We start from the raw sequence: 26,966 nt of genomic DNA, 5'->3' as shown, positions 1-26,966 counted from the left end.
GAATGAATCGCTTGCAGAGGATTCACCATATTTCTCATCACCAGTGTATGTTGCGGTTACGTCATGGTTTCCGCCTGCAATATCAGGTATGACTAATTGTCCTTTACCGTCAGTGATGTTTACGTAGTATCCTACACCATCCACATCAACCAGAACTTGTCCGGTAGCGTCCTTAGGTGCTGTCACATCAATCACCACATCATCGCCATCTGTGGTAATGTTTAGAGACACATCAGGTGTGACCTTGTCAACATTGAAGTTGGCTGTTGTGTGGTTTGCAGCGTAATTGGCATCACCTGCATAGTCGACTGTTACTGTCTTAGGACCGCTGGTCAGGTTGTCGATAGTGAATGTTGCTTCACCATCCTTGATTGGAGCGGTGTATGTTACGCCATCGATTGTGACTGTCACATTACCTTCAGCGTCCTTAGGCAGGGTTACTTTTACAGTTGCCTTCTCGCCGACTTTACTGTCATCTACAGTGACGGATATTGGAGCGTCCTCTTTAGGAGCTGTTGCAGATCCGTCTGTAGTTGCACCTGTGTGGTTTTCATCACCGGAGTAGGTGACTTCAATGTCATTGACGCCAGGAGTTGCGTTTGTCAATGTTACTGTGGCCACGCCGTCTTTGACCTGTGCAGTGTATGTGTCGTTTCCGACTTTGACTGTCACTTCACCGGTTGCGCCTTCAGGAACAACAACTGTGACAGTGCCATTTCCTTGATCAACTACCTTGATGTCCTCAGGAGCGACGACCGCTTTGGATACTTCAAACTCAGCAGCAGTAGTGCTTGAGTTATACTTGTCGTCACCAGAGTAAGTCACATCAACAGTGTGGTTTCCTGCTTTGAGGTCAGGAACAATGACTGTTGCTTTACCGCCTGTTACATTGGCTGTGTAATCTTTGCCGTCAACTGTGACAGTTACAGTGCCTGTTGCATCTTCAGGAACAGTCACTTCAACAACAGCCTTATCGCCGTAGGTAATGTCATCGACATTGACTGACACGCTTGAAGGAAGATCGGATACTTTGAATGAATCGCTTGCAGAGGATTCACCATATTTCTCATCACCAGTGTATGTTGCGATTACGTCATGGTTTCCGCCTGCGACATCAGGTAGGACTAATTGTCCTTTACCATCAGTAAGGTTTACATAGTATCCTACACCATCAACATCAATTAAAACTTGTCCGGTTGCATCGCCAGGGGCAGCTACATCAATTGTTACATCATCACCATCAGTCTTAATGTCAATTTCAACTTTTGGAGTTACTTTGGATACTGCAATTGCAGAGGTTGTGTGGTTTGCGACGTAGTTGCCGTCACCTGCATAGTCGACTGCAATTGTTTTAGTGCCATTGGTTAAGTTTTCAATTTCAAATTTAGCTTTGCCGCCGGTAATGTTGTCTGTGGTGTATTTCACACCATCGATTTCGATTGTTACAGTACCAGTAGCGTTTGCAGGAACGTTTACAGTTATGATTGCCTTATCTCCAACATTGATGTTTTCAACATCCACGCTTATTGGAGTTATGGATTTTTCAGTTGATACTTTAGCGGTTGTTGTGGCATCGGTATGGTTATCGTCACCGGAGTATGAAACCTCGATTTCGTGAGTTCCAGGAGTCAATTTGTCCAGTGTGAATACTGCGGTACCGTTTTCGATTGTAGCGTTGTATGTGTCATTGCCGACTTTGACTGAGATTTCACCGGTCATGTCGGATGGAACGACCACTACAACAGTGCCGTTTGTTTGATCAACAACCTTGATGTCATCAGGTGAGACAGTTGCTTTAGCCACTTCGAATTTGGATGAATTGGTGCTTGGAGCGTATTTGTCATCACCATTGTAAGTTACATCAATTGTGTAATTGCCCACAGCCAATTTAGGAATGGTTAATGTTCCGTTTCCTCCACTGACTGGGACTGTGTAAGTTTTACCGTCGACTACAACAGTGATATTTCCTGTTGCATCTTCAGGAACTGTGAATTTAATTACTTCGTTGTCTCCAACAGTTATGCGCTCTGAGGTTATGTTGACTGCTGAATTGTTTCTTGTTACTTTGAACCTGTCGGATGCTGATTTTGCAGTGTAGTTTTCATCACCAAGATATGTTACGTTAATGTCATATTCATCAGCAGGCAAGCTGTCAAGTTCAAGTTTTGCAATGCCATCAGTTACGTTAGCGTAGTAGTGGTTGTCTCCTATGTCGATTAACACTTGACCGGTAGCGTCTTTAGGAACTTCTACAGTGATTGTCTGTTTGCCTCCGACAGTATTATTGTCTATTGTTACGTTCATGTCAGCTTCAAGTTTGCTTACTTCCACATTGACTTGAGTCCAGTTGCCGGTCAGGTTGCCGTCACCATCATATACGACAGTTATTGTGTGGTTTCCGCTTGCCAGTTTAGGAGTTGTGAAGTTGGCTTTGCCGTCTTTCAGCTCGGCAGTGTAGTTTTTACCGTCAATGCTGATTATGACGTTTCCGGTTGCGTTTTCATTGTCGACTGTAATGTTGATTACCTGGGTTTCGCCAACAGTGATTGATGTGTCAGCCTCAACGTTGAGTGTTGTATTTGCTTTAACGACATTGAAGTCATCGGTTGCTGTGTATTTGTTGTAGTTGTCTGCGCCATTGTATGTTACCTCAACAACATGGTTTCCGGCATTCAGATTGCTTACATCAACGGTTGCTTTGCCGTCGTATGGAGTAAGTCCTCTGGAAGCCATCAGTACTGCTCTGTATCCGTTTGCCAAGGTGAGTTCAACTACTTTGACTTCACCATCGATTATGACAGTCACGTTTCCAGGAGCGTTTGAGGTAATTACAATTTGTTCCACATCACCGTAAACGATGTCTTTGGTTGTGACAGTGATTATAGGATCTGCTTTGGCCACACTGACATCGACTGTAGCGGAAGTTGCGTTATGGTCATCGTTTCCTTCGTATACAGCTTCGATTGTGTAGTTGCCTGCATCTAAAGGAACTTCAAAGACAACTTTGCCGTTTTCTAAAGCTTTGGTTTCAACAGGAGTGCCGTCCACTTTAATGGTTACTTTACCTTCAGCGTCAATGAACACTGTTACAGGCACATATTCACCGTATGTAACGTTTCCGGCTACGACATTCATTTCAACAGCGGATTTTCCGACTGTGAAGTTGGCTGAATCTGTGCTGGATGTGAATACTCTGTCTCCGTTGTAGGTTACAGTGACTGTTTTGTTTCCGGTAGTCAATCCTGGAACGATTACGCTGAATTTACCGTCAACAACACCGACAGTCTGTTTGTATTCGCTTCCAATTTCGATTGTCACATTACCTGTTGCATTTGTGATTACAGTAATGTTGACTGCTGCAGCATCACCATATGTGATGTTTGCAACTTCAACTTTGATTGAAGATGTTAATTTTGATACGTTGAATGTAGCTGTACCAGTTGATTCATTGTATTTTTCATCACCCAAGTATTTTACTTGTACAGAGTATGTTTTATTTGTAAGGTTGTCAAGTTTCAATGTAGCATATTTGCCGTTGATTGCAACATAATAGTCTTTGCCATCAACAGTGATTACTACTTGACCAGTAGCACCATCAATTACGTTGACTTTTATGGTTTCGCTTTGATCGGCTGTGATGTCAGTCACGTTGACTGTCACTTCTGACTGCAGTTTGACAACTTTGAATTCTTTGGTATCTTTTGAACCGGTGTAGTTTTCATTGCCTTGCAGGACAGCGCTGACAGTGTAGTTGCCTGCAGCAAGACCACCAGTGATTGTTACCTTATTGCTGCTGACTGTGTATTCTTTGCCGTTGATTGTTACAGTCAAATCAGTTGAGTTTTCAGTAGTCAATGTGATAACGATATCTTCACCGACATTATATACTGATTTTACATCAATTGAAACACTGGTTGCGGCCTGTTTAACTTTGAATGTAGTTGAGTTGACAGCATCTGTGTAGTTTTCATTGCCTGCCAGTTTAGCGATAATTGTGTATTCGCCGGCTGTGATGCTTTCAATTACAACCTGTTTATTGACTACCTCATATGATTTGCCGTTGATTGTTACATTGATAGCGCCATCAGAGCCAGTAGTTGTTAAATTGATTGTGATTTTGTCATTGTAGAGGTAGAAGTCATCAACACCAATGACAACAGTTGAGTTTGCTTTGTTTACAGTGAATTTAGTTGTTGCTGTTGCGTCGAAGTTATAGTCATCTGTTGAAGTGAACTCGACTGCTGCAACTTTGCTTCCTGCAGACAGGCCGATTAAATCAACACTTCCGACACCGTTGCTTACAGTTGTGTCGAACACATCGGTTCCAACAGTGATTTTTACAGTACCGTTTGCCTTATTGTCCACATTAATAACTGCAACAGCCTTATTAGGATATGTGACATCATCAATTGAAACCACAATTGCAGGAGTTACTTTTGTGACATTGAATTTGACATTGTCCAGGGTTAACTTATTGTAATTGTCGTCTCCGTAGAATACGACTTCTGCAGTATATTCATCTGCAGTCAATTGAGCTGCATTGATTAATGTTTTGACGCTTCCGTTGTAGAGTACTTTATCTCCCACTTTGATTGAAACGTTTCCTTTGAAGTCGTCTGTGACATTTATTGCAAAGACAGTGTTATCTTCAACTGTGACGTTGAGTGCAGTCACATCAGCGACCAATATGGCAGCGCCTATGTTGAATGCTTTATCGTCATCATCACCATCGTATTTGTCATTTCCTGCAAATACCACTCTGACATTATGATCACCGCTACTTAATCCGGAAGCGTTGAATCCACCTTTTCCGTTAACAATAGCAACATCATATACTTTACCATCAACAGTCAGTTTGACAGTTGTGTTGATGCTGGCATCCAATTCGACTGTGATTACAGCATCGTTTCCGTAAGTTACAGGAGTTTTGACAGTTACAGTGACTTGAGAAGCAAGTCTGCTGACAGTGAACTGTTTTTGAGCAGATGATTTGTTGTTGTACTTATCATTTCCTGTGAATGTTGCAACAACTTTCAGGGTAGCGTTGTTGACCGGAGTGAAGTCATAAGTAGCAACATTAGCATCTGAAACATGTACAGTGTAGTTTGCACCATTGATTGTGAATACAACATCACCGGTCACTTTCTGATTCAAGTTGGCAGTGAAAGTCACAGGAGTGCCGACAACAATATCAGCAGGACTTGTACCATCAGCAACCTCAATAGTTAAATCGTTTCTGACAACATCAAATACAGTGAAGTTGTATGAAGCAGCGTAATTAGCATCACCAGTCAGGTTAGCAACAACAGTGTAAGTGCCGGCAGCCAAACCACCAGTGATTGTAACCTTATTGCCACTGACAGTCTGAGGCACACCATTAATTGTGACATTAACAGCACCAGTTGAATTTACAGGAGTTAAAGTGATTACAATATCCTCACCAACTTTATAAACATCATTAACAGCAATGCTGATTCCGGAAGATGCTTTAATGATATCAAATGTTGCCCTAGCAGTTGATCCACGATAGTTAGCAGATTCAGCAACAGTGGCAACAACTTCATATTTATCAGTCACATTAGCAGTGAAAGTAACCCTATTACCGGTTACAGTGTAATCCTTATTATTGATTTTGACAGTAGCAGTACCGTTGACCGGAGTTAAAACAACAGTCACAGTATCACCAATGACATAAACATTATCTACAGTGATTCCAACACTGGAATTGGCCTTACCAACATTGTAAGTAGCATCAACACCAGCATTATCAGCATATTTACTGTCATGACCATAAGTTACAGTGACATGTTTTCCAGCGACAGGTGACTCTTCAGCATCTAAAACAATAGTTGCTTTACCGTTTTCAACTTTAGCTGTTTTAGTGCCGATGGTAATGTTACCGTCAGCATCGCTAGGCATATATACAGTCACAACTGATTTGCCACCAACAACAGTGTCAGTAGCGGTAACCTGGAAGTCATAGACAGATACTTTATTTACATAAACTTTATGAGCAGTATCCTGGCTTTCGGAGTATTTGTCATCGCCAAGATATTTTACAGTAATTGGATAAGTGTTATTGAGTAATCCGGAAACATAAACCTTAGCCTTGGAATCAACAAGACCAACACTCTGGGTTTCACCATTAACAGTTACGTTGACAACACCAGTAGCACCATCAGTAACGGTAATGCTGATTACAGCCACCTTACCAACTTCAATAGTTACATCACCAGATACGACAGTTGAAGCAAGCCTGCTGACAGTGAACTGTTTTTGAGCAGATGATTTGTTGTTGTACTTATCATTTCCTGTGAAAGTTGCAACAACTTTCAGGGTAGCGTTGTTGACCGGAGTGTAGTCATAAGTAGCAACATTAGCATTTGAAATGTGCACTGTGTAGTTTGCACCGTTGATTGTGAATATCACATCACCGGTTACTGATTCATTCAGGTTGGCTGTGAATGTTACAGGAGTGCCCACAACAATTGTTGCAGGAGATGTAGTGTCATCAACGCTGATTGTTAAGTTATTTTTGATAACTTTGAATGAAGCAGTTGTAGTGTATCCAGTGTAGTTTTCATTACCAGCTAACTCCGCGGTTATAGTGTAATCACCTTCACCTAAAACAGGTGAGATTTCTAGTGAAGTGGAGAGTGTGGTATAGTAGTTACCATTAATATAAATTTTTATATCTCCAGTGGAGTTAGTTCTAATAAATTTAATGTCAATGCCTTCGCCAACCACATAGATTGCTTTATTTCCAGTGACTGTGATAAGTGAATTGTTTGGATATACAATGAATTTAACAATAGCTGAAGTTACATTATTGTTGTAATCATCATTTGTGAAGAATTTAACTGTAGCATTCTTAAAGCCTGCAGATAATCCAGTTAATTTGACACTGGCAACACCGTTCTCTACATTTCCAGTGAATGTTTTTTTGCCGTCAACTGTGACATTGACTCTGCCGTTTGCATTATTTCCAATGACAATATTGGCAACAGCATCCTTAGGATAAGTTACATCACCTATTGTTACATTAATTGAAGGGGTGACCCTTGTTACATTGAATTTAACGGTTACTGATTTATTGTTATAATTATCATCACCGTAGAATGTTACGTTTGCAGTGTATGAGCCGGTTTCGAACTTGCCTATGTTGATTAATGGGATTGCAGTATCGTTGTATCTGACATCACCGGATATGTTAACTGATACGTTACCTGTGAAGTCTGAAGGAACAGATATGACAATACCGACATCTTCTTTGACGGTTACGTTCAATCCGACTGCACTTGCGGTTAAATCTGCAGGAACAACATCGAATGAAACTGAACCGTTGCTGCTTTGTACATATTTATCGTCACCTGCATATGTTACAGTTACTGGGTAGTGTCCGACATTTAGGCCAGTAGCATTGAATTTGCCTTGGCCGTTGACAATGGCAACTGTGTAGTCCTTACCTGCGACGTTGAGAACAACATAATCGTTGATTGCAGGATTCATAGTAACAGTGATTGTTGCAACATCTTTATAAGTTACAGTGCTTGCAACGCTGACTCCAATTGATGTGGCAATCTTATTGACTTTCAAGGTTACCCTATTGGATGTGCTTTGAACGTATTTATCATCACCGGCGAATACTGCATTGATAATGTAAGTGTCGTTTGCAAGGCCGCTTAATGTGAATTTTCCTTTACCGTTGACAAGACCAACTGTGTGGTTTGATCCGTTGACTTTGACAGTGACAATAGCATTGATTTGAAGAAGAGCATTAGTCTTATTGCGTAACTCAATCATTACAGTAGCATTATCACCAACATTTATGGAATCCTTATCGATGCTGATGACTACGTTTGTAATAACCTTATTGACTTTTAGAATTACTTCATCGGCAGTGCTGCTTTCATATTTACCGTCACCATCGAATACTGCATTAATATGATAAGTGTCATTTGATAAATTGCTTGCAACATAAATTCCAGTGCCGCCTACAACAGCAACATTATAATCTGATATGTGATTATCACTATCACTCTTAACTGTTAATCTTACAGTTCCAGTAATGTCTGGAGACATAGTAACTGTAATTGTTGCATCATCGCCTGCAACAAGAGGAGAATAAACACTGATGCGTACAGTTGTTGCGGTTTTTGTCATTTCAAATGTTTCTGTATTATTTTCTTTAGTATTATATTTATCATTGCCTAAGTAAGTAGCATGGACATAATATGTGCCGTTTCCTAAACCTGTGATATTAACTGATCCTTTACCGTCATTTCCGAGTTTGATAGTGTAATTTGTACCGTTGACATTAACATTTACATAACCGGTTACACCATTTCCTAAATCAACAGCAACAGTAGCATTATTTCCAACAGCAGCACCTGTTGCTACAACATCAAACTTGGTTGGGTCATATTTATTTACTGTGAATTGCTCAGTAGTTGAATTAAATACATATTTGTAGTTTCCACCATAAGTTGCAACAACAGTCTTATCACCATAAGTTATGGAATTAACAGTGAATGTAGCAACGCCATTAGCATCAGTTGTGGATTCTTGTTTTGCACCGTTGATTTCAAGGGTTACTTTTTCACCAGCACCAACGCCGGTTAAAGTTACTGTGATTGCGACATTGTCTCCAACTTTAATGTTATTCTTATTATCAACAGTAATTACCATTGGTCTTTCATGTTTGACTACATTGAATACGCCATAAGCGGTCTTATTCAGGTATTTATCATCACTGAAGTAAGCAGTAATATTGTATCTGCCGGCAGTTAAACTGATAACATCATTGAATACTGCTTTACCGCTGCCTGCAACAATAGATGCAGTGTAATTAGTATCATCTACTTCTAAAATGACTTCACCTGTAGCGTCTTTAGGAACATTCACAACAACATTAAGTCCTTCATCGACTTTAATGTCAACAGCAGTGATGTTCATTTCATATTTGTCTGTCTTAGCAACATCAAATGAGGATTCCTTGTGAGCTACAGTGTAGTTGGTATCACCTGCATAGTCAACAACAATAGCATAAGTCTTATTGACCAATTTAGCAGTTGTTACTTCTACTTTACCGTCAGTTATCTTCTTATTAAATGCAACTCCATCAATTGAACCGGTTAAGTTACCTGTAGCAGTGGAGTTAATGTAGAATGTTACAGTAGTTATCTGATCAATTTCAACATCTCCAACTTCAATTGTGATTGTTGGAGTTGCCTGTTTGACTTCAAATTCTTGAGTAGTACCGGTAACGATTGCAGCATATTTGTCGTCACCTGAGTAAGCGGTTGTGATTGTGTATGTGCCTGCAGCCAATCCGTCGACAATCCAATTGACTTTGCCTTCAACAATAGGCAATCTAACTGATTCGCCGTTTTCGATTCCAACAGTGATGTATCCTGTTGCATCAGCATTATTAATGGTTACAGTGACATTAACTTTATCGCCATATTTGATTGCTGTCATGTCCTTGACGGTTATGCCTAATCCGGCGTTTACTTTAGATACTGTGAATGTTTCACCATTGTTAATGCTTTGTTTGAATTTGTCATCACCTGAGTATGTGGCATGGACATAGTAGGTTCCGTTTCCTAGTCCTCTGATTACAAGATCAGGGTAATTGATACCTGAGGAAATAATTGAGACATAGTAAGTTCCATTTATATTAAGGTATACATATCCGGTAGCGCCTGCAGGAACTTCTACATGGATAGTCACTTCACCGCCAACATCAGCATTACTTGGAGTGATGTGTACAAATGAATCATGTTTGTCTACATTGAATGTGGCAGTAGTTGCATTATCATAATATCTATTAGTGCCGTTGTATAATGCTGTAACTGTCTTATCTCCATAAGTTACGGAAGGAACAGTGAATGTAGCGATGCCCTGAGCGTTTGTAACATTATCATAGGTTTGACCGTTAATCTCAATAGCCACTTTCTCACCGGCACCTGCACCAGGTAGGGTTACGTTAATTACGACATTATCGCCGACTTTAATATTGTCTTTATTTTCGACTGTAATAGTCAGTGGCATGTCATGTTTTGTTACTTCAAATGCTACTGTCTTATTGGCAGCATAGTAAGCATCATTTTCTGTGGTTTTGGCCACGATTGTGTAAATTCCTGCATTTCCTACATTGTATGATATAATTCCATTAGTTATTCTCTGTTTTACTCCGTTAATCCAGACGGTTAAATTATATCCTGCAGAACTTGCTTGGATGCTTATTGTGTCTCCGACTTTAACATTGTCCGGAACAATGATTGTGATTTCAGGAGTCTGTTTAGCAATGACTTTGAAAGCAGTAGTTGTGTTGTTGGAGGCCTTATGCTCATTGTCACCTTGGTAGAATGCCCTTGCGATGTAACTTTCATTGATTGGCAATGCGATTTCTAGGACAGCGACACCATTGCTGTTGATGTCAACAGTGTAGTTGTAGCCGTTGACTTCGATTAAGACTTTACCTGAAGTTACATTTTCCATTGTGACTGTGATTGTTGTTTTTTGACCGACAACAGCTTCTCCAGGAGTTGCAACAACAGTTAAACCTGTAGAGATTTTGTCAACATCCAGAGTAGCTGCACCATATGCAAATGTGTAGTTTTCATTTTCGTTGAATACCGCAAAGACGGAATTGCTTCCTATTGTTAAATGTCCTTTAATAGTGGCAACACCAGCATTATTGGTGGTATTGGAATACCATGTTCCTCCAACGTATACTGACACAGTTAAACCTTCAACATGAGGGTTAAGAGTGACAATTACATCTGCTCCGTTATTTTGAATAGTTAAAGATGTAGAGTTCTTGATAACATTAAATGAAGTGTCAATTTCAACATCATTATTAAATGAATCTGTAGCAGTGAATTTGACAGTTACTTTTTTGTTTCCTCCAGCCAGTTGAACTAATGGAACTGTAGCCTGACCGTTAGTCATTTGAGCAGTACCTATAAGTGTGGTGCCCATATACACATTAACAGTACCGTTGGCTTTGTTTGAAACTGTGACTTGAGCAGATGCTGCATTAGGATAAGTCACATCAGCAATAGTTACTGCTATGGTAGGAGTGAGTCTTGAAACAGTGAAGTTAACTTTAATAGTTTTCTCATTATAGTTTCCATCGCCATAAAATGTTACATTGGCCTTGTAGTTTCCAGGGGCCAATTTGCCTGTATTGATTATAGTTTTTACAACATCATCATAAATGACGGATGAAATGTTGATCATTACTTTTCCTTTGAAGTCTTTGGTGGTCATGTCCACAATGAACTGTGTGCTGTCATTTACTGTTATGTTGTTGGCTATGACGTTTACGGATAAATCTGCAGGAGTTATTTTGAAGTAGGTATGATTTGAACTTACGTTGAAAGTGCTGTCACCATAATAGGTTACATTAATTCTATATATTCCTGCATTCATGTCTTTAAGTGTAAATATTGCTCTTCCAGTAATATTATCGACTTTTGCAATGTCCATGAATACAACAGTTCCTGTTACATTGTTTATTACATCAATAGTTACATATCCGGTTTGGTTTTTGCCGACTTTAACAGTGACTTCAACAGGGTTTCCGTATGTTTTGTTCTCAGCAGTCACATTTACTGTAGAATTCTCCTTGCCGACATTGACAAGGTATTTTGTCCTTACGGAGGTGTAATTAGCATCACCGTTATAGATTGCTATAATACCGTTAGTGCCTATTTTCAATTTATCTGCGGTTAATGTTGCGGTTCTGCCTACGAGGTCAATTGTGTATTCAGCACCAGGCAGGTAGAATGTGACATTACCTGTTGCATTTCCGGTAACTGTGGCAACAACATCTCCATTGACTACGGATATGGAAATTGCAGGAGTTGCCTTAGCGATTTGAGGACGGAATATCTGGGTCTTGTTTGCATGGTTTGCATCGCCTGCAGTTACGTTTGCGCTGTGGGTTCCTGCGGAAAGATTATTCAGGGTTAAATTGGCAACATGGTTTGTGACATTAACCACATAAACTTTGCCGTCGATTCTTATTGTCACGTTTTTGGCCATTACATCGGAAGGCAATTTAATAGTAATTGTGGTATTTTCACCATAAGGATGCTCATCAGTGGTTATGTTCATCTTCCAGTCTTCAGCAGGTTTTACTGTGAATTCTGTTCCGTTGAAATCTTGAGGACCATATGATGCGTCACCTGCGTAAGTTACATTAACAACATGTTTTCCACTGACCAATCCGCTTATATTTGTCAGCACCGCAGTACCTTCAACAATACTTACATTTTCATATTTATGATCATCAACCCAAACGGTTACGTTTCCGGTAGCGTCAGTTGGGAGTTTTACCCTGACTGTAGCGTTTTCATGATAGAATATGTCATCGACTTTCACATCCATCACATATGTGGATTTCTTATTGACAGTGAATGTGATTTTGGTAGAGTTACTGTTATAGAAACTACTGTTAGAGTAATATGTTACAGGAATGTCAGTATAAGTTTTAGCGGCCAATCCGGTAATGTTAATCCTTGCGATTCCATCATGGACATATGCTACATAGAGTTCTTCTCCAATACGTACTGCAACGAAACCTGGTGCGGTTTTGTTAACAGTTACGTTAATCATTAAAGTATCTCCGAATTCAATTGGAGTGGTTACGTTTGCAGAGATGTTTGTCTTGAATTTCAGCACATTGAAATTGGAGAAATTCAATTTGTAATCGTAATATGTACCATTATTGAACATCACTGAAAGTGTGTATTCACCGGTAGCGTTTATCATGTTCTTATACATTTCAGGAGTTATATGAATTACTTTAGAACCATCCTTCTCAAGTTTGTTATCAGGTATGGTCACATCCCTACCGTTGATTCTTATGTATATGAATCCGTTTTCAGTATTTGTAGCATTGGAAGTTACATAACAAATCAAGGTTTGGTTATAGTAGATGTCTGCAGCCTCAATTGCAATCCAGATTTGACGTGCATCCAGCACAACTAAAGTTGAATTTGCAATGCCGAAGTGGTAATCATCACCATCGAATGTTGCGGTAACTGTGTAGGTTCCTGTATGCATATGATTCAATGTGACATTTGCATAAGCTGTAATCCAATGTTTATTGTCTGTTGAAATACATAAGATATTGCCATAATAATCTTTACCGCCAATTACAAAGTGGACTTTGTCGTCCTGATTAATAGTGTAGTTACTGTTAACTCCACCATATGGAATGGTTATTTTAGCTGTAAATGTAATGTTTTCATCTTTTTCTTCACTTCTTGTTATTTCCATGTTAGTGCGCATTTTAACTTTCAGAGTTCCATTGCGGTATGTACATTTAGCCAAACCTGTATCGTTTCCACTGAGCAGGAATACGTCCTGAATATATGCAGGAAGAGGAAGTCTGTTATAGGTCAGATTATATTTTACACCGGAGTCATATTCAGGGTGATTGTTGTAAGTACCTAATGAACGTACAGAAATTATTGTATTGTGATTGTCATCTGTAATGTTTGCAAAGAACATGAAAGTTTTATTCCATTCCACTTCATATGTATCATTATCGAGCATGTCGAGATAGGTTTGAGTCATGATTGTACCGTTGTTGAATACGACATAACTGAAGTTGTTTTTCTCAAGATACATTACACCGTCGTTCCATACAGCATAATCGATAGGATTATATTTGGAATCATAATCTCTTTCCAGATATGTCATGTTCCTGTTTGGATTTTTACCTGTAATGTTGTTTTCAGTTAAGTATACGGTAGAATACTTGTATGCCCAGATTGCATCCATGCCGTCAAATGTGCTGTTGACAACAGTGGAAGTTCCGTTGTGGATGTATAAAGATGCGCCCCAGTCACTATATGCCTCATAATCTGTAAATGTACTGTTGTCTATTGTGACATTACCATCAATGTAGATTGTTCCACCATTTGCTTTAGTTGCACGGGTGTTATTGAATTTTGAGTCTTTAACTGTGATATTATCAATGCCGACTAAATTAATTGCACCACCATTGAATAAAGCTTCAGATTTTATAAAGGTACAATTGTCAACTGTACCGTTAGTGGAATTAATCCATGAGATTGAACCACCACTTCTAATTGAGAATGAATCATTGAATAATGTGTTGTAGAATCCTGAATTGTTACAGTTCAAGAGATATACTGCACCGTCAGCGTGGGATTCTGTTTTGTAGAATGTTGTGTTTGATATTGTAAGATTATCTGAATTAATCCAGTATATTGCACCACCTTGACCAAAGTCCTTATCTTCAGGAGTGATGTATCCAATTGCCGCACTGTTGTCGAAGTAACAGTCGGCAATTGTTGCGTTGTTTGCATGGTCACCAAGAATTGATCCACCGCGTTGTAAGGTAATTGCATATGAGAAGTTGGATTTGGTAATGTTCATGTTATCTGAAGCAATGTATAATGCACCGGCCACTACAGCATAGGAAAGGCCGAATGTGGAATTGTAAATAGTACCGTTAGCTCCAAGCCAGTCAATAACTCCTCCTCTACCTCCTAAAACATCAACTACATAATTTAAATTAAAGGTAGAGTTAATTACTTTACAGTTTGGACTGTTTTTGTTTACATATATTGCTCCACCACTCTTATAAGCAGAGTTGTTGTAGAATGTGTAATTTCTGATTGTTATTTCATTAACATCAAGCCATGCAAGAGCAGCACCTGCAATTCCTGCATAGTTTGAATTGAATGTGTTGTTTCCACCATAACCGTGTTCGGCACCGGCTTCCCTACATAAAGCAGCACCATATTCACCGGCGTAGTTGGATTCGAATAATGTATTTAAAAGACCCATATAACTTGCATTACAGTCAATAGCACCACCATTTTTAGTAGCCCTATTTTCTTTAAATATTACATTGACGATTTTACTGCTGCTTGAAATATGGTTCAAGTAAATACCTCCACCGTAAACAGCGGAGTTGTTTGTAAAGTTGGAGTAATATACTTCTCCGGAATATGCAAGCCAGTTAATAGCACCACCATGATCTCTTGCAGTGTTGTTTTCGAAAACGGTGTACCAGATTACGTTACTTGTACCTTCACCGCCCACATAGATTGCACCACCAGAGTCACCGGCAAGGTTATTGTAGAAGCGAGTGTCATTTAAAGTCACTCCGGAACCGGTAATGACAATTGCACCACCATCCACATTTGCCCAGTTATCGTCAAATGTTACATTTGATATGTTTGTATTACCTGAGGATTTACCTGCAAATATAGCACCACCATAGAATGCATGGTTGTCTGTGAAGTTGGAGTTGACAATGGTAGCATTATCTCCAACAACATAGATTGCACCACCATGTCCACCAGTATCATTGGTTATGTAATTTCCTTTGAAGGATGAATGATTGATTATACAATTGTCACTGTCATCGGAAACATAAATTGCTGCCCCACCTTCATTTGCAGTATTGTTTATGAAATAGTAGTAGTTGATGTTAATGTTGTCAACACCCATCCATGCAAGAGCTGCACCTGCGATTCCGGCATGGTTTGCTATGAAAGTGTTGTTGGTACCATGACCACTGGTTGCGCCTTTTTCTCTGCATAAAGCAGCACCATATTCACCTGCATAGTTGGATTCAAATGTAATGTTGTAAATTCCAATGTTGGATGCGTTACATTCCATAGCTCCACCGTTTTTGGTAGCATTGTTGAATTTGAATGTTGAATTGATAATATTTGTATTATTTGATACGCCATTCAAGTAAATAGCACCACCATAGATAGCACGGTTATTGGTGAAGTTAGTTCCTATAATTTCACCTTCATATGCTTTCCAGTAGATAGCACCACCATGATCAGTAGCATTGTTTCCTTCAAAAATAGATTCATGAACCTTATTAGCTGTTCCAACACCACCAACATACAGTGCACTACCGTTAACAGCAGTGTTATTATAGAATTGAGAGTCATCAATGTGTACTCCTGAAGCATGTAAGTTGATAGCTCCACCTATTTCATAAGCAATGTTGGATGTGAATACTGAACGATTAATATTTGTATGTCCTTCATAAGAACCTACATACAATGCACCACCTTTATTTGCAGTGTTATTTGTGAAGTTGGATCCTGTAATTGTAGCGTTGGCTGCAAGACAACTGACAGCTCCACCAACACCCATATTCTCTTTACCTGCTTCCTCACTAGAACTATAGAATACAGTATCCACACCAATCACAGTTGTATTAATCAGTGAAGTATCGGTAGTTACTACAAGACTGAAACTCATAAGTTCGCCATCCCATGCTGTCCAATAGAATTTATTACCATCCCAAGTGGATGTTGCATTAGTTACATAGTTATTTTCAAAGTTTGAAGTAATAATTGAACAGTTATGACTGGATCGACTTACATAAATTGCTCCACCACATACCTCAGCAGAGTTATTGATAAATGTGTAATTTGTAATTGTAATATTTACTGAACCCATCCATCCAAGAGCGGCACCTGCAACATATGCATGGTTATTTATGAAAGTGTTGTTTGCACCGGAACCTCCTTTTGCATTAACTTCCCTACATAAAGCGGAACCGAATTGAGCGTAATTGGAATCGAAGGTAGTGTTGGATAAATACATTTTAGAGGCATTACAATCAATAGCACCACCTGTGAACTTAGCATGGTTATCTGTGAAACTACAATTTAGAATTGTACTTTCAGCGGAATCACCGCCCAAGTATAAACCTCCACCATAATCGGCGCAATTGCTAGTTATGTTAGAGTCATAAATATAACTTGAGGAAGCTTCCCAATAAATCGCTCCACCAACACCATCTTTAGCTTTATTTCCTTCGAAAACAGATGAGTATACATAATTAAGATTGCCTGCACCACCTACATACAATGCACCACCATAAGTAGCATTATTATCATAGAAATCAGATGCATTAATGGTAACTTTGGATGCTTCAATACTGACAGCACCTCCTTTAGTGCCTGCAGTGTTTATGCGGAAAGTGGATTCTGATATGTTGATTTCTTCTGAACCGTGACCTACATAAATTGCACCCCCATCATGCGCATGGTTGTCAATGAATGTGGAATTTAAAACTGTACCGTTACCAGCATACCATTCAATAGCACCACCATGACCTGTAAGCACACCATATTCATTAGTTACATTATTTCCCTGGAAGTAAGAATTATTAACTACACAGTTACCACTGCCTTTACCTACATAGATGGCTCCACCACTATTGCCTGCAACATTATCAATGAAAATGTAATGATTAATGTTAATACTTTCTGCACTTATCCAAGCAAGAGCTGATCCATTGGTTTTAGCCCTATTTGAAGTGAAATTATTATAGTTTCCGAATCCACCTGTAGCGGTTATTTCCCTACATAAAGCGGCACCGGTATCGGCAGTGTTTTTATCGAATAAAGTATTGGTAAGATTCATTTTTGGAGCATAACAATCGATAGCACCACCGAAGGTATCTGCATCATTTTGTCTGAATTTACAGTCTGAAATCTTATAATTTGAAGCGGATTCATTTAGATATAATGCTCCACCCCTTTCAGCATAATTATCAACAAAGGAACAATTATTTACAGCACCATTTGCACCGGACCAGTAAATGGCTCCTCCATTATATACTCCATCATTATATTTGCCGCTTGCATTACCATTAACAAATCTTACATTAACAAAAGTAACATTGGAACCAGTGATGTTAAATATTCTTGAATATCCTTTTGCATCAAGAGCCCAACCATTACCATAAATTATTAATGGCCTATCAAGAGAGGTAATGTTCATACAACTGTCATCAGATTTTGCATATGGAATATCTTCCCACCTAGTAAATGTATATGAATCCTCTAAATACACCACATATACATCACCTGGAGATTGTGATTGTTCGGTGATATTGCCCATAATTTGTTTTTGAAGAAGTTTGAATTCACCGATTAGACTGCCCTCAGCAGTTGCAGTTGTGTAATTTTCTTTATACATATAATTTGTATCATTAAATCCGACATTAATCCTATAGGTTTGCTCATCCATCAAACCTTCAAAATTCACGTATACATAGTCATAAACTGCATTATAATGGTCATAATAGGTAGTTGAATTTACGACTATTTGTCTTATAAACGTATTATCAGTTGCATTAGTTAAATTAACAACCCAATTAATTTTAGTTTCAGGTCTTGAATCTTTTGGACGATTTAAAATAACTCTAATGGTTGGAACCAAAGTATTTGGAATCGCTTGAACAATCAATGGATAATCATTATTGTTTTCAAATAAAGAATTTTTAATGAACTGAACTCCTGAATCAATAACATTGGTTCTTCCTGCTGAGGTGGTCTGTCCAAGGTTATCGAAGTTATTATAATCTCTATATTTCTTAGCAGCAGTTACATATAAAATAGCTCCACCATTATAACGAGCAGTGTTATTAATAAAATCATCATGATTAATTGTAAGAGTTAAAGATGAACCATTGTGATATACTGCACCTCCATCTTTACCAGCATATGAATTTTTAAATGTGGAATCCTTAATAGTTGTTGATAAATCATCTTTAACATAAACAGCCCCACCATTTCCTGATGCATTATTTCCATCAAAGTTACAAGAATTAATATCATAATATGGATTTGCAACATAGATTGCCCCACCATCACTGTTAGCAACGTTTTTGATGAAAGTAGAATATGAAATAGTAATATGTGCACTACCAGAACCAGCAGATCCAGCATAGATTGCACCACCATACTTAGCATGATTTAGAGTGAAATTTGAATATGTTATTTTTCCTCCACTAACTGAAGTATTAGTATATATTGCACCACCCATCTCTTTAGCAGAGTTGTTTGTGAAATTATTTTTGGTAATTGTAACACTATTTGCGCCAACATAAATTGCACCACCATTAGTTGCATTGTTATTTGTGAAATTACAATTTTTAACTGTAGTACTCTCTTTAGGAATATAAATAGCCCCACCATTAGTTGCATTGTTATTTATAAATACCATGTCACTAATTGTTACAGAGGCTTTATCCCAATATAATGCTCCACCACTTGTTGCATTATTATTTATGAAAGTTAAATTATCGTATACAATATTACCAAGAGTGTATATTCCTCCACCCAAAGAGGCGTTACCATCAGAAATTGTAACATTATACAACCTAAGAGTTATAGGATTTGCACCGGTATAAGAACCTGACCATATGCTTCCACCATTTTCTGTAGCATTATTGCCTATAAAAGTACAATTTCTAAAGTAATTATTATCATTTTTACTAGGTCTAATCATGGATACTGCTCCACCTTTATCTGCAGTATTGTTTATAAACCTAACATCAGTAAAGTAAATATTACCAACTTGTTTAACTAATACGGCACCCCCACCACAGTCATAATCAGCTGAGTTATATTCACCTTTAGCACTGTTATTTATAAAAGTACAATTAAACACATGAACATCAATAGGAGACAGGAACACATTAGTATTTTTATCGTTAGCTATATATAGCGCACCACTATCCTTTTGAGACCAGCAATTCTCAAATGTACACCTACTAATTGTAACATTATTGGATCTCATGTAAACAGCTCCGCCCTGAGTCCAAGTAGTCATTGTACTTGTAACATAATTTGAATCAAAAGTACAGTTGTCAAGTATACAATGTTTATTTGTATCCCATAAAACCGCACCACCGTCAGCCTTATCCTTAGTAGCAATCACAGAATTATTTATGAATTTGGAATCTCTGATAACACCATAAGATCCTTTTTCTGACCAGTAAACGGCCCCTCCACCTTTAGTACCTTGATCACCATATCCACAAGCAGTGTTGTTTATGAATATACAACCCACAACACTATTCTTTGTTGCACCGAACCAGTAAAGAGCCCCTCCATTATAATATGCATAATTATTTGTAAAGTTTGAATATTTAACCATAGAATATGATCCAGTGGAGAAAATAGCGCCACCATCTGAAGCGGAATAACCATTATCAAAGGAAGAATTTTCAACATTACCATAATTACCTTCTAAGTAAATTGCTCCACCTTTATATGAACCATAATTTTCAAATTTAGATCCTGAAATATTAGCATAAATACCTTTAATATATATTGCGCCTCCATGGTTCACATCCTTAATATACTTGGAGCCGGAAATAGCATAAGTCTTATTAAATGTTGAATTAATAATAGATGCATGTTCACCATAAATATAAATTGCTCCACCCATATTGGAAGCATTGTTCATGTTGAAGTTGGAGCCTGAAACGACAGCATTCTTAGCTTCAATATATATTGCTCCACCATTGGTATTTGAGGTGCGTGTGAAATTGGAGTCAATTACTTTTGAATCGTCCCCTTTAATATAAATTGCACCACCTTCCTTTTTAGAGTTGGAAGAATCGAAATTAGATTGATTGATGATAGTGTTTTTACCCTCAACATAAATGGATCCACCATAACCATTACTTGAACGAGTGATATTTGAGTTAATGCCTGAAATTACAGTATTTTTACCACCAATGTAAATTGCACCACCGTCTCCGGTTAACACAATGTCGATTGTGAAGTTACAGTCTTTAATCTCTGCTAAATCACCTTCAACATCGATAGCACCACCATTGTTTGTAGCATTATTCAATTTAAATGATGATTTTTCAATAGTTGCATTAGTACCATTTACATAGATTGCACCACCACTAGTAACTACTGAACTCATACTGAATGATGAACCGTTAATTACGGCATTAGGTCCTTCAACATAAATAATTCCTCCAATAGTAGCATGAGATTTTGTGAAATTAGAATCTAAAATCTTGGTATTGTTACCACGTACAAAAATAGATCCCCCAGCTTGGGAAACATTATTCATTTCGAAAACTGATTTTGAAATTGTAGCATTAGTACCGTTCACATATATGGCTCCACCATCAACTAAACGAGTACTGGAAATATCCTTACCACCAACACACCTACCAAAGTAAGACTCTGAAATGTTTGCATTTGCACCTTGAATATATATTGCACCACCTGATGAAGTTGTGGAGTTAGCCATTGTAATGTTGGATTTCAGGATAGTAGCGTTTTCACCTGCGATATACATTGCTCCTCCTGCAACAGCATAGCTACGTTTAGTGGAAATATTATTAATTGTCACATTATGACCTTGGACATAAATAATTCCACCTTCTTTACCGTTGGCCATATCGAAAGTACAATTTATTATATCTGAATTATTACCGAATACATAAATTGAACCTCCACCAGTGGTATATGCTTTGCCCTCTTCCACTACAGTATGGGAAACGTTGTTTCTTTCAAAGTAGGATTCTGAAATGGTAACATTGTTACCGGTAGCAAAGATTGCACCACCAGCGATTAAAGCACCGGATTGGGTGAAACTGGATTTTGTGATTGTAACATTATTACCGTTAAGGGAAATTGTACCACCGTTTGAGTGTGAACCGTTGAAGCTTATTCCGTGGTTGTTGAAACATGTAATGTTATATACATAACCGTTGTCACCTTTCCAGTTAATTGCACCACCATCGTCTCCGGCAGTGTTGTGTCTGAAAGTGGAATTGTATATTTCACAGTTCAATCCCTGTACATATAATGCTCCACCGTCTTCGGTAGCATTACATTTTTCAAAAGTACAGTTGGTAAGTGTAGCGCGGTCCCCGACTATTTCGATTGCACCAGCATTATTCGGAGCGGAACATCTGTCAAACAGGGTGTTGGTAATGTTTACATCATCACCGGCCAGGAATATTGCACCACCATCTGTTTTGCTGATATTTGCACCTTCAGTGGTATTTGCATATGATCTTCCTAAAATGAATTGAGAGTCGGAAATTGTAATGTTTGAACCGACAAGACAGATTGTACCCCCTCTAGTTGAGGAATTGAATCTGCCTAAACCTGTGTTGTTATAGAATATTGAATTATAAATTGAACAGTAATCTGCACCACGGTCGTAGTTGATTGCACCACCGTCATCGTAAACTGTGTTGTTGTCGAATCTGCAGTCCCTGATTGTGTTGTTAGTGGAACCTTTATCGAAGTTGATTGCACCACCATTACGGCGAGCAAGGTTGTCTGTGAAGTTGGAGGATAAGATTTTACAGTTTGTAGCATTTACATCAAATGCAATTGCACCACCGTGACCTGTTAAATCTTCAAGGTCTTCAGTGGAATTTTGTGTAATTTTTGATTCCCAGGTGTTGCTTGCAGTACCTTTTGCATAGTTATGTTCAAATTTACATAATTCGAATGTAACATTGGTGTTGTCCTGCAAGAACACTGCTCCTCCACGGCCTTCAGTTGTACAGTTTATGAAGGTAGCGTTATAGATGTATTCGTGGTTTCCAGTAAACATTATAGCACCGGCATCTCCACCAGTGGTATTTCTATCCCAGTGACTTGCATCCCAACCGGCATATTTTACTCTACCGTCTCTACTTGCAGGTAGAGTGCCACCATATGAAGTAGCATTAATAATTGTGATATTTATCATTTGACCGTAATCACCATCGTAGTAGATAGCACCTGCTGAACGGGCAGCTCTAGTATTATTGAATGTACAGTTGATTACCCTACCGTAGTTTGCACCTGCCAACCAGTCTACACCTCCACCGTTGGTACCTGAAGTACAGTTAGTGAAGTTACAGTTGGAGAATGTTATGTTGTCTGATCCTGTCATGTATGCTGCACCACCACGACGATTGGAGTTGGATTCTATAAAGTTACAGTTATTAGCAATACCATTGTCTCCTCTCCAGAAGATGGTTCCTCCATCTCCACATAAGTATTCGTCAGTTGCCCAGTCTACAGGGGATGGGCCTGTTTCGGTAGTGTTTTTCATTAGTGACCAGTCATATCCACTAGTGGCACTACCTACAGTTATTGCCATGGTGTAACTAATCTTCTTACCAGCGTTCATTTGCACAATAACATATAGATATCCTAATGTATCTGCACTAGGGGTAGGGAGTGCAGTTTTATTAACTATCGCATTTTCAGTAGTTACATTTCTAATTTTGCTTAAACTGGTTAAGTCAAATATGCTTCTGTCAAGGTCTTCAGCGGTTGCTGAGTTGTTTGTGAAATCACAATCTTCAAATCTAGCATTTAAACCATCAACAGATACAGCTCCACCGTTACGTTTAGCGGTGTTGTTGTCAAATGTTGAATTGATTATGGTTGCATTTGATGAACCTTTGGCAAAACTGATTGCACCACCCATACGTTGAGCGGTGTTGTTTATGAATTTGGAGTTCTTGATAACTCCTAATGTAGCACCGTTATCGAAACCGATAGCACCACCGTTACCTGACAGGAACCTGTTCTTACCACTGCTTAGATTTTTATCATCATTCCATGTGTTGTTGGCAGTACCTAATGCCTGGTTATTTCTGAATTCACATAAATCAAATGTTACGTTTTTATTATCTTGTAAAAAGACTGCTCCTCCACGACCTGTAGCGATACAGTCTGTGAATGTAATGTTATAAACTTTAATGTTTGAACCGGTAAACATGATTGCACCGGCGTCACCACCAGTGGTATTTGTATCCCAGTGGCTTGAGTCCCAACCGGCATATTTTACTCTACCGTCACTGCTGTTGTCAAGGGATCCACCCCATGCTTTGGTACCTATGATTGTGATGTTTTGAAGGTCACCATACCAACCGTCATAATAGATTGCACCCGCTGAACGGGCAGCCCTTGTTTGATTGAATACACAGTTGTAAATCTTACCGTAGTTAGCTCCTGCCAACCAGTCTACTCCCCCACCATTGGTACCTGAAGTACAGTTAGTGAAATTACATGAATCGTATGTTACGTAGTCACTTCCAGTCATGTATGCTGCACCACCACGACGAGCGGAATTGGAATCTGTGAAAGTACAGTTATATATGTAACCAATGTCTCCACTCCAAAGGATAGTTCCACCGTCACCACCGTAGTATTGGTCTATTGCCCAATCTACAGGAGAAATGATTGATTCAGATACTGGAATGTCAATCTCATCCAATTGTTTCCATTGTTTTTTATTAGATGAATTGATGAATGCGACCCAAGACTCAAAGTGAGCGATTTTATTTGTAGTTGTAATGTTGAGAATATATAATCTATTTAATTCAGCACTTGAATTGGATGGCAATTCAGTGCAGTTGGTAACATTACCTTGAGGCAATGTTAAATCATATTGAGAAGCCGCTTCACTTTCACTAATTTGCTTCCATTCATGTATACCAGTTGATGAATTTACTACAATTATGTAATATTCTGAAGTGTAAGTGGTTTTTGTAATAGTTTGGTTTACTACATACAATTTATGAACCTTAGCATCCTGTATGTCCGGACGTGCAGTAACAAGTATTACATCACCTGCAGTCATGTTAATGTCAAAGTTATATTCACGGTGCTCACCTGTTGCCCTGTTGTTGGTGAATCTTGAATTTTTGATTATACCATTGTGTCCGTACCAGAAGATTGCACCACCATTACGTTGAGCAGTGTTGTTTATGAAAATACCGTTTTCTATCATACCGTCTTCCGCACCTTCGTGCCAGTCAATAGCACCACCATTAGTACCTGCAATATTACTTTCAAAGTAAACGTTGTGGAATGTAGTATTCTTATTACCATGTGAACAATTTTCAATATATACTGCTCCACCACGACCACCGTTAACATAATTAGGATTTTTGACAGCTTCATTTTCGATGAATCTGCATTGATCTACAGTACCGTTAATACCTGCCCAGAAGACTGCACCACCATCACCAATATTACCATAACTACCAGGGTGTTCACCTTCAGCCCTATTGTTGGTGAAGTTGGAATAAAATATGTCACCATGGTGACCTCTCCAGTATACAGCACCACCATTCGATTTTGCAACATTGTACTCAAATGTGGAATGAGTAATCTTACCATCATGCGCACCAGTGTGCCAATCAATAGCACCACCATTAGTACCTGCAATATTACTTGTAAAGTTACAGTTACTAAATGTAGCATTGGTACAGTTATCAGTAGCACTGCCTTGCAGGTATACTGCACCACCACGACCACCTTGATTTACAGCAGCATTATAGTGGGCTTCATTAGTAATAAATCTACAATTGTCTATAGTACCGTTAGGACCTGTCCACATTACAGCACCACCATAACCACCATAGGTCATATTACCATAAGTATCATTAGCTTCCTTAATACCTAATGCCTTATTGTTAGTAAAGTTGGAATATTTGATTTCACCACCAATACCAGACCAGAATACAGCACCACCAGACCTATTAGCAATATTATCCTCAAATACAGAATTTAGGATATGACCATTTCTAGCACCACGATACCAATCAATAGCACCACCATTTACACCAGCAATATTACCGGTAAATGTACATGTATCAAACTTAGTATTATTACAAAGACCTCCACTGCTACCTTGCAGGTATACAGCACCACCTTTATTAGTAGCATTGTTAGTAGTGAATGTACAGTTATATACTGTACCATTTGAACCTACCCACATGACAGCTCCACCATTACCGCCATATGTAAGGTTACCATAAGAGTCCTTATCCTCTACGATACCTAAAGCAGTATTGTTGGTAAAGTTGGAATGCTTGATAGTACCAGTAGTACCGAACCAGTATACAGCTCCACCACTACGGCCAGCAGTATTGTTGGTAAATGTTGAGTTAAGTACATAACCATAATGAGCACCTTTAACCCAATATAGCGCACCACCATTAACACTGGCAGTATTGTTAATGAAGGTACAAAGCTCATACTTAGTATTGTTATTGGTAGGATCAGCAGTAGTATTTGATAAGAATGATGCACCACCATAAAGTGCAGCAGTATTGTTGATGAAAGTAGTATTATATACATAACTGTTATGTGCTCTGACTACTATTCCACCACCATTACCAGGATAGTAAGGTGTAGTACCTGTCTTATTAAATAGTCCTCTAGCTTCATTATGCTTGAAGGTAGAGTTATACATTTTAAAATTAGAACTTTGCATACCCACTGCACCAGCAGAACCATTAGCAGTGTTATGCTCAAAAGTACAATTGATAATAGTACAGTTAGTGATACCATCTTTACTTGCAATAGCACCACCATTCAAACCAGCATAGTTATATTCAAATATTGAATGGCTAATCTTGACATTATTAGCATCAACTATGAATAATGCACCACCTGGACCAATACTATCTTTACCATTATTGATAGCACGATTACCCTTGAAGTAAGAATTGGTAATAGTACTGCCACTGCCTTTGATGAATACACTACCCCCATTACCGTATGTAGCAGTGTTATCTTGGAAATTACAATTGTCAATATGGATTTCACCATTTGCTAATATAGACCCTCCATGACCTGTTGCAGTACCATCTGGTAAAGCAGTAGCATTACCATTAACAAATGTAATTCCTTTCAATGTTATATTAGCGCCTGGTACAATAACGAATATTCTAGACATCTGATTCGCATCAATGATTACATTACCATTACCGTTGATGGTTTTAGTACCAGTTAAAGTAATTCCTTTATTGCCTACGCTAGCTATATCTGAATCTAAATACGTATAGTTCTTATCCAGAGTTATATCTCCGGTTTTATCAAGGTCTTTTTTCAGTTGATCAAATGAAACTGCATTATCGTACCCCAACAAGTCATTAGATTCAGAATCTGGGAGAGTGTATGCAGAGACATTATTATCAACTGACAAGACATTACCGTCAGTGCTATTTGATCCACTGTCAGCAGCAGTTACTGCCTGCAGTGAGAAAATAACACATATTAATAATATTATTGTCAATATCTCTTTTCTATTCATAATACACCCCCTCCATTTTATAACACCCGTTAATTTTTTTAACGGATTATGGAGAGTCTATA

1 protein-coding gene is annotated in these 26,966 nt (G+C 38.5%); it reads right to left on the bottom strand.

The annotated features are described in order from the left end of the window. A partial coding sequence (locus Q0W26_RS00330; RefSeq protein WP_298521341.1) for an Ig-like domain repeat protein occupies positions 1–26,904 on the bottom strand: 26,904 nt, incomplete at its 3' end. Between the last annotated feature and the right edge of the window lie 62 nt (positions 26,905–26,966).

Source organism: uncultured Methanobrevibacter sp., assembly GCF_947169325.1.
In the GTDB taxonomy this organism is placed as follows: domain Archaea; phylum Methanobacteriota; class Methanobacteria; order Methanobacteriales; family Methanobacteriaceae; genus Methanocatella.
This window is presented reverse-complemented; position numbering and strand designations above follow the sequence as displayed.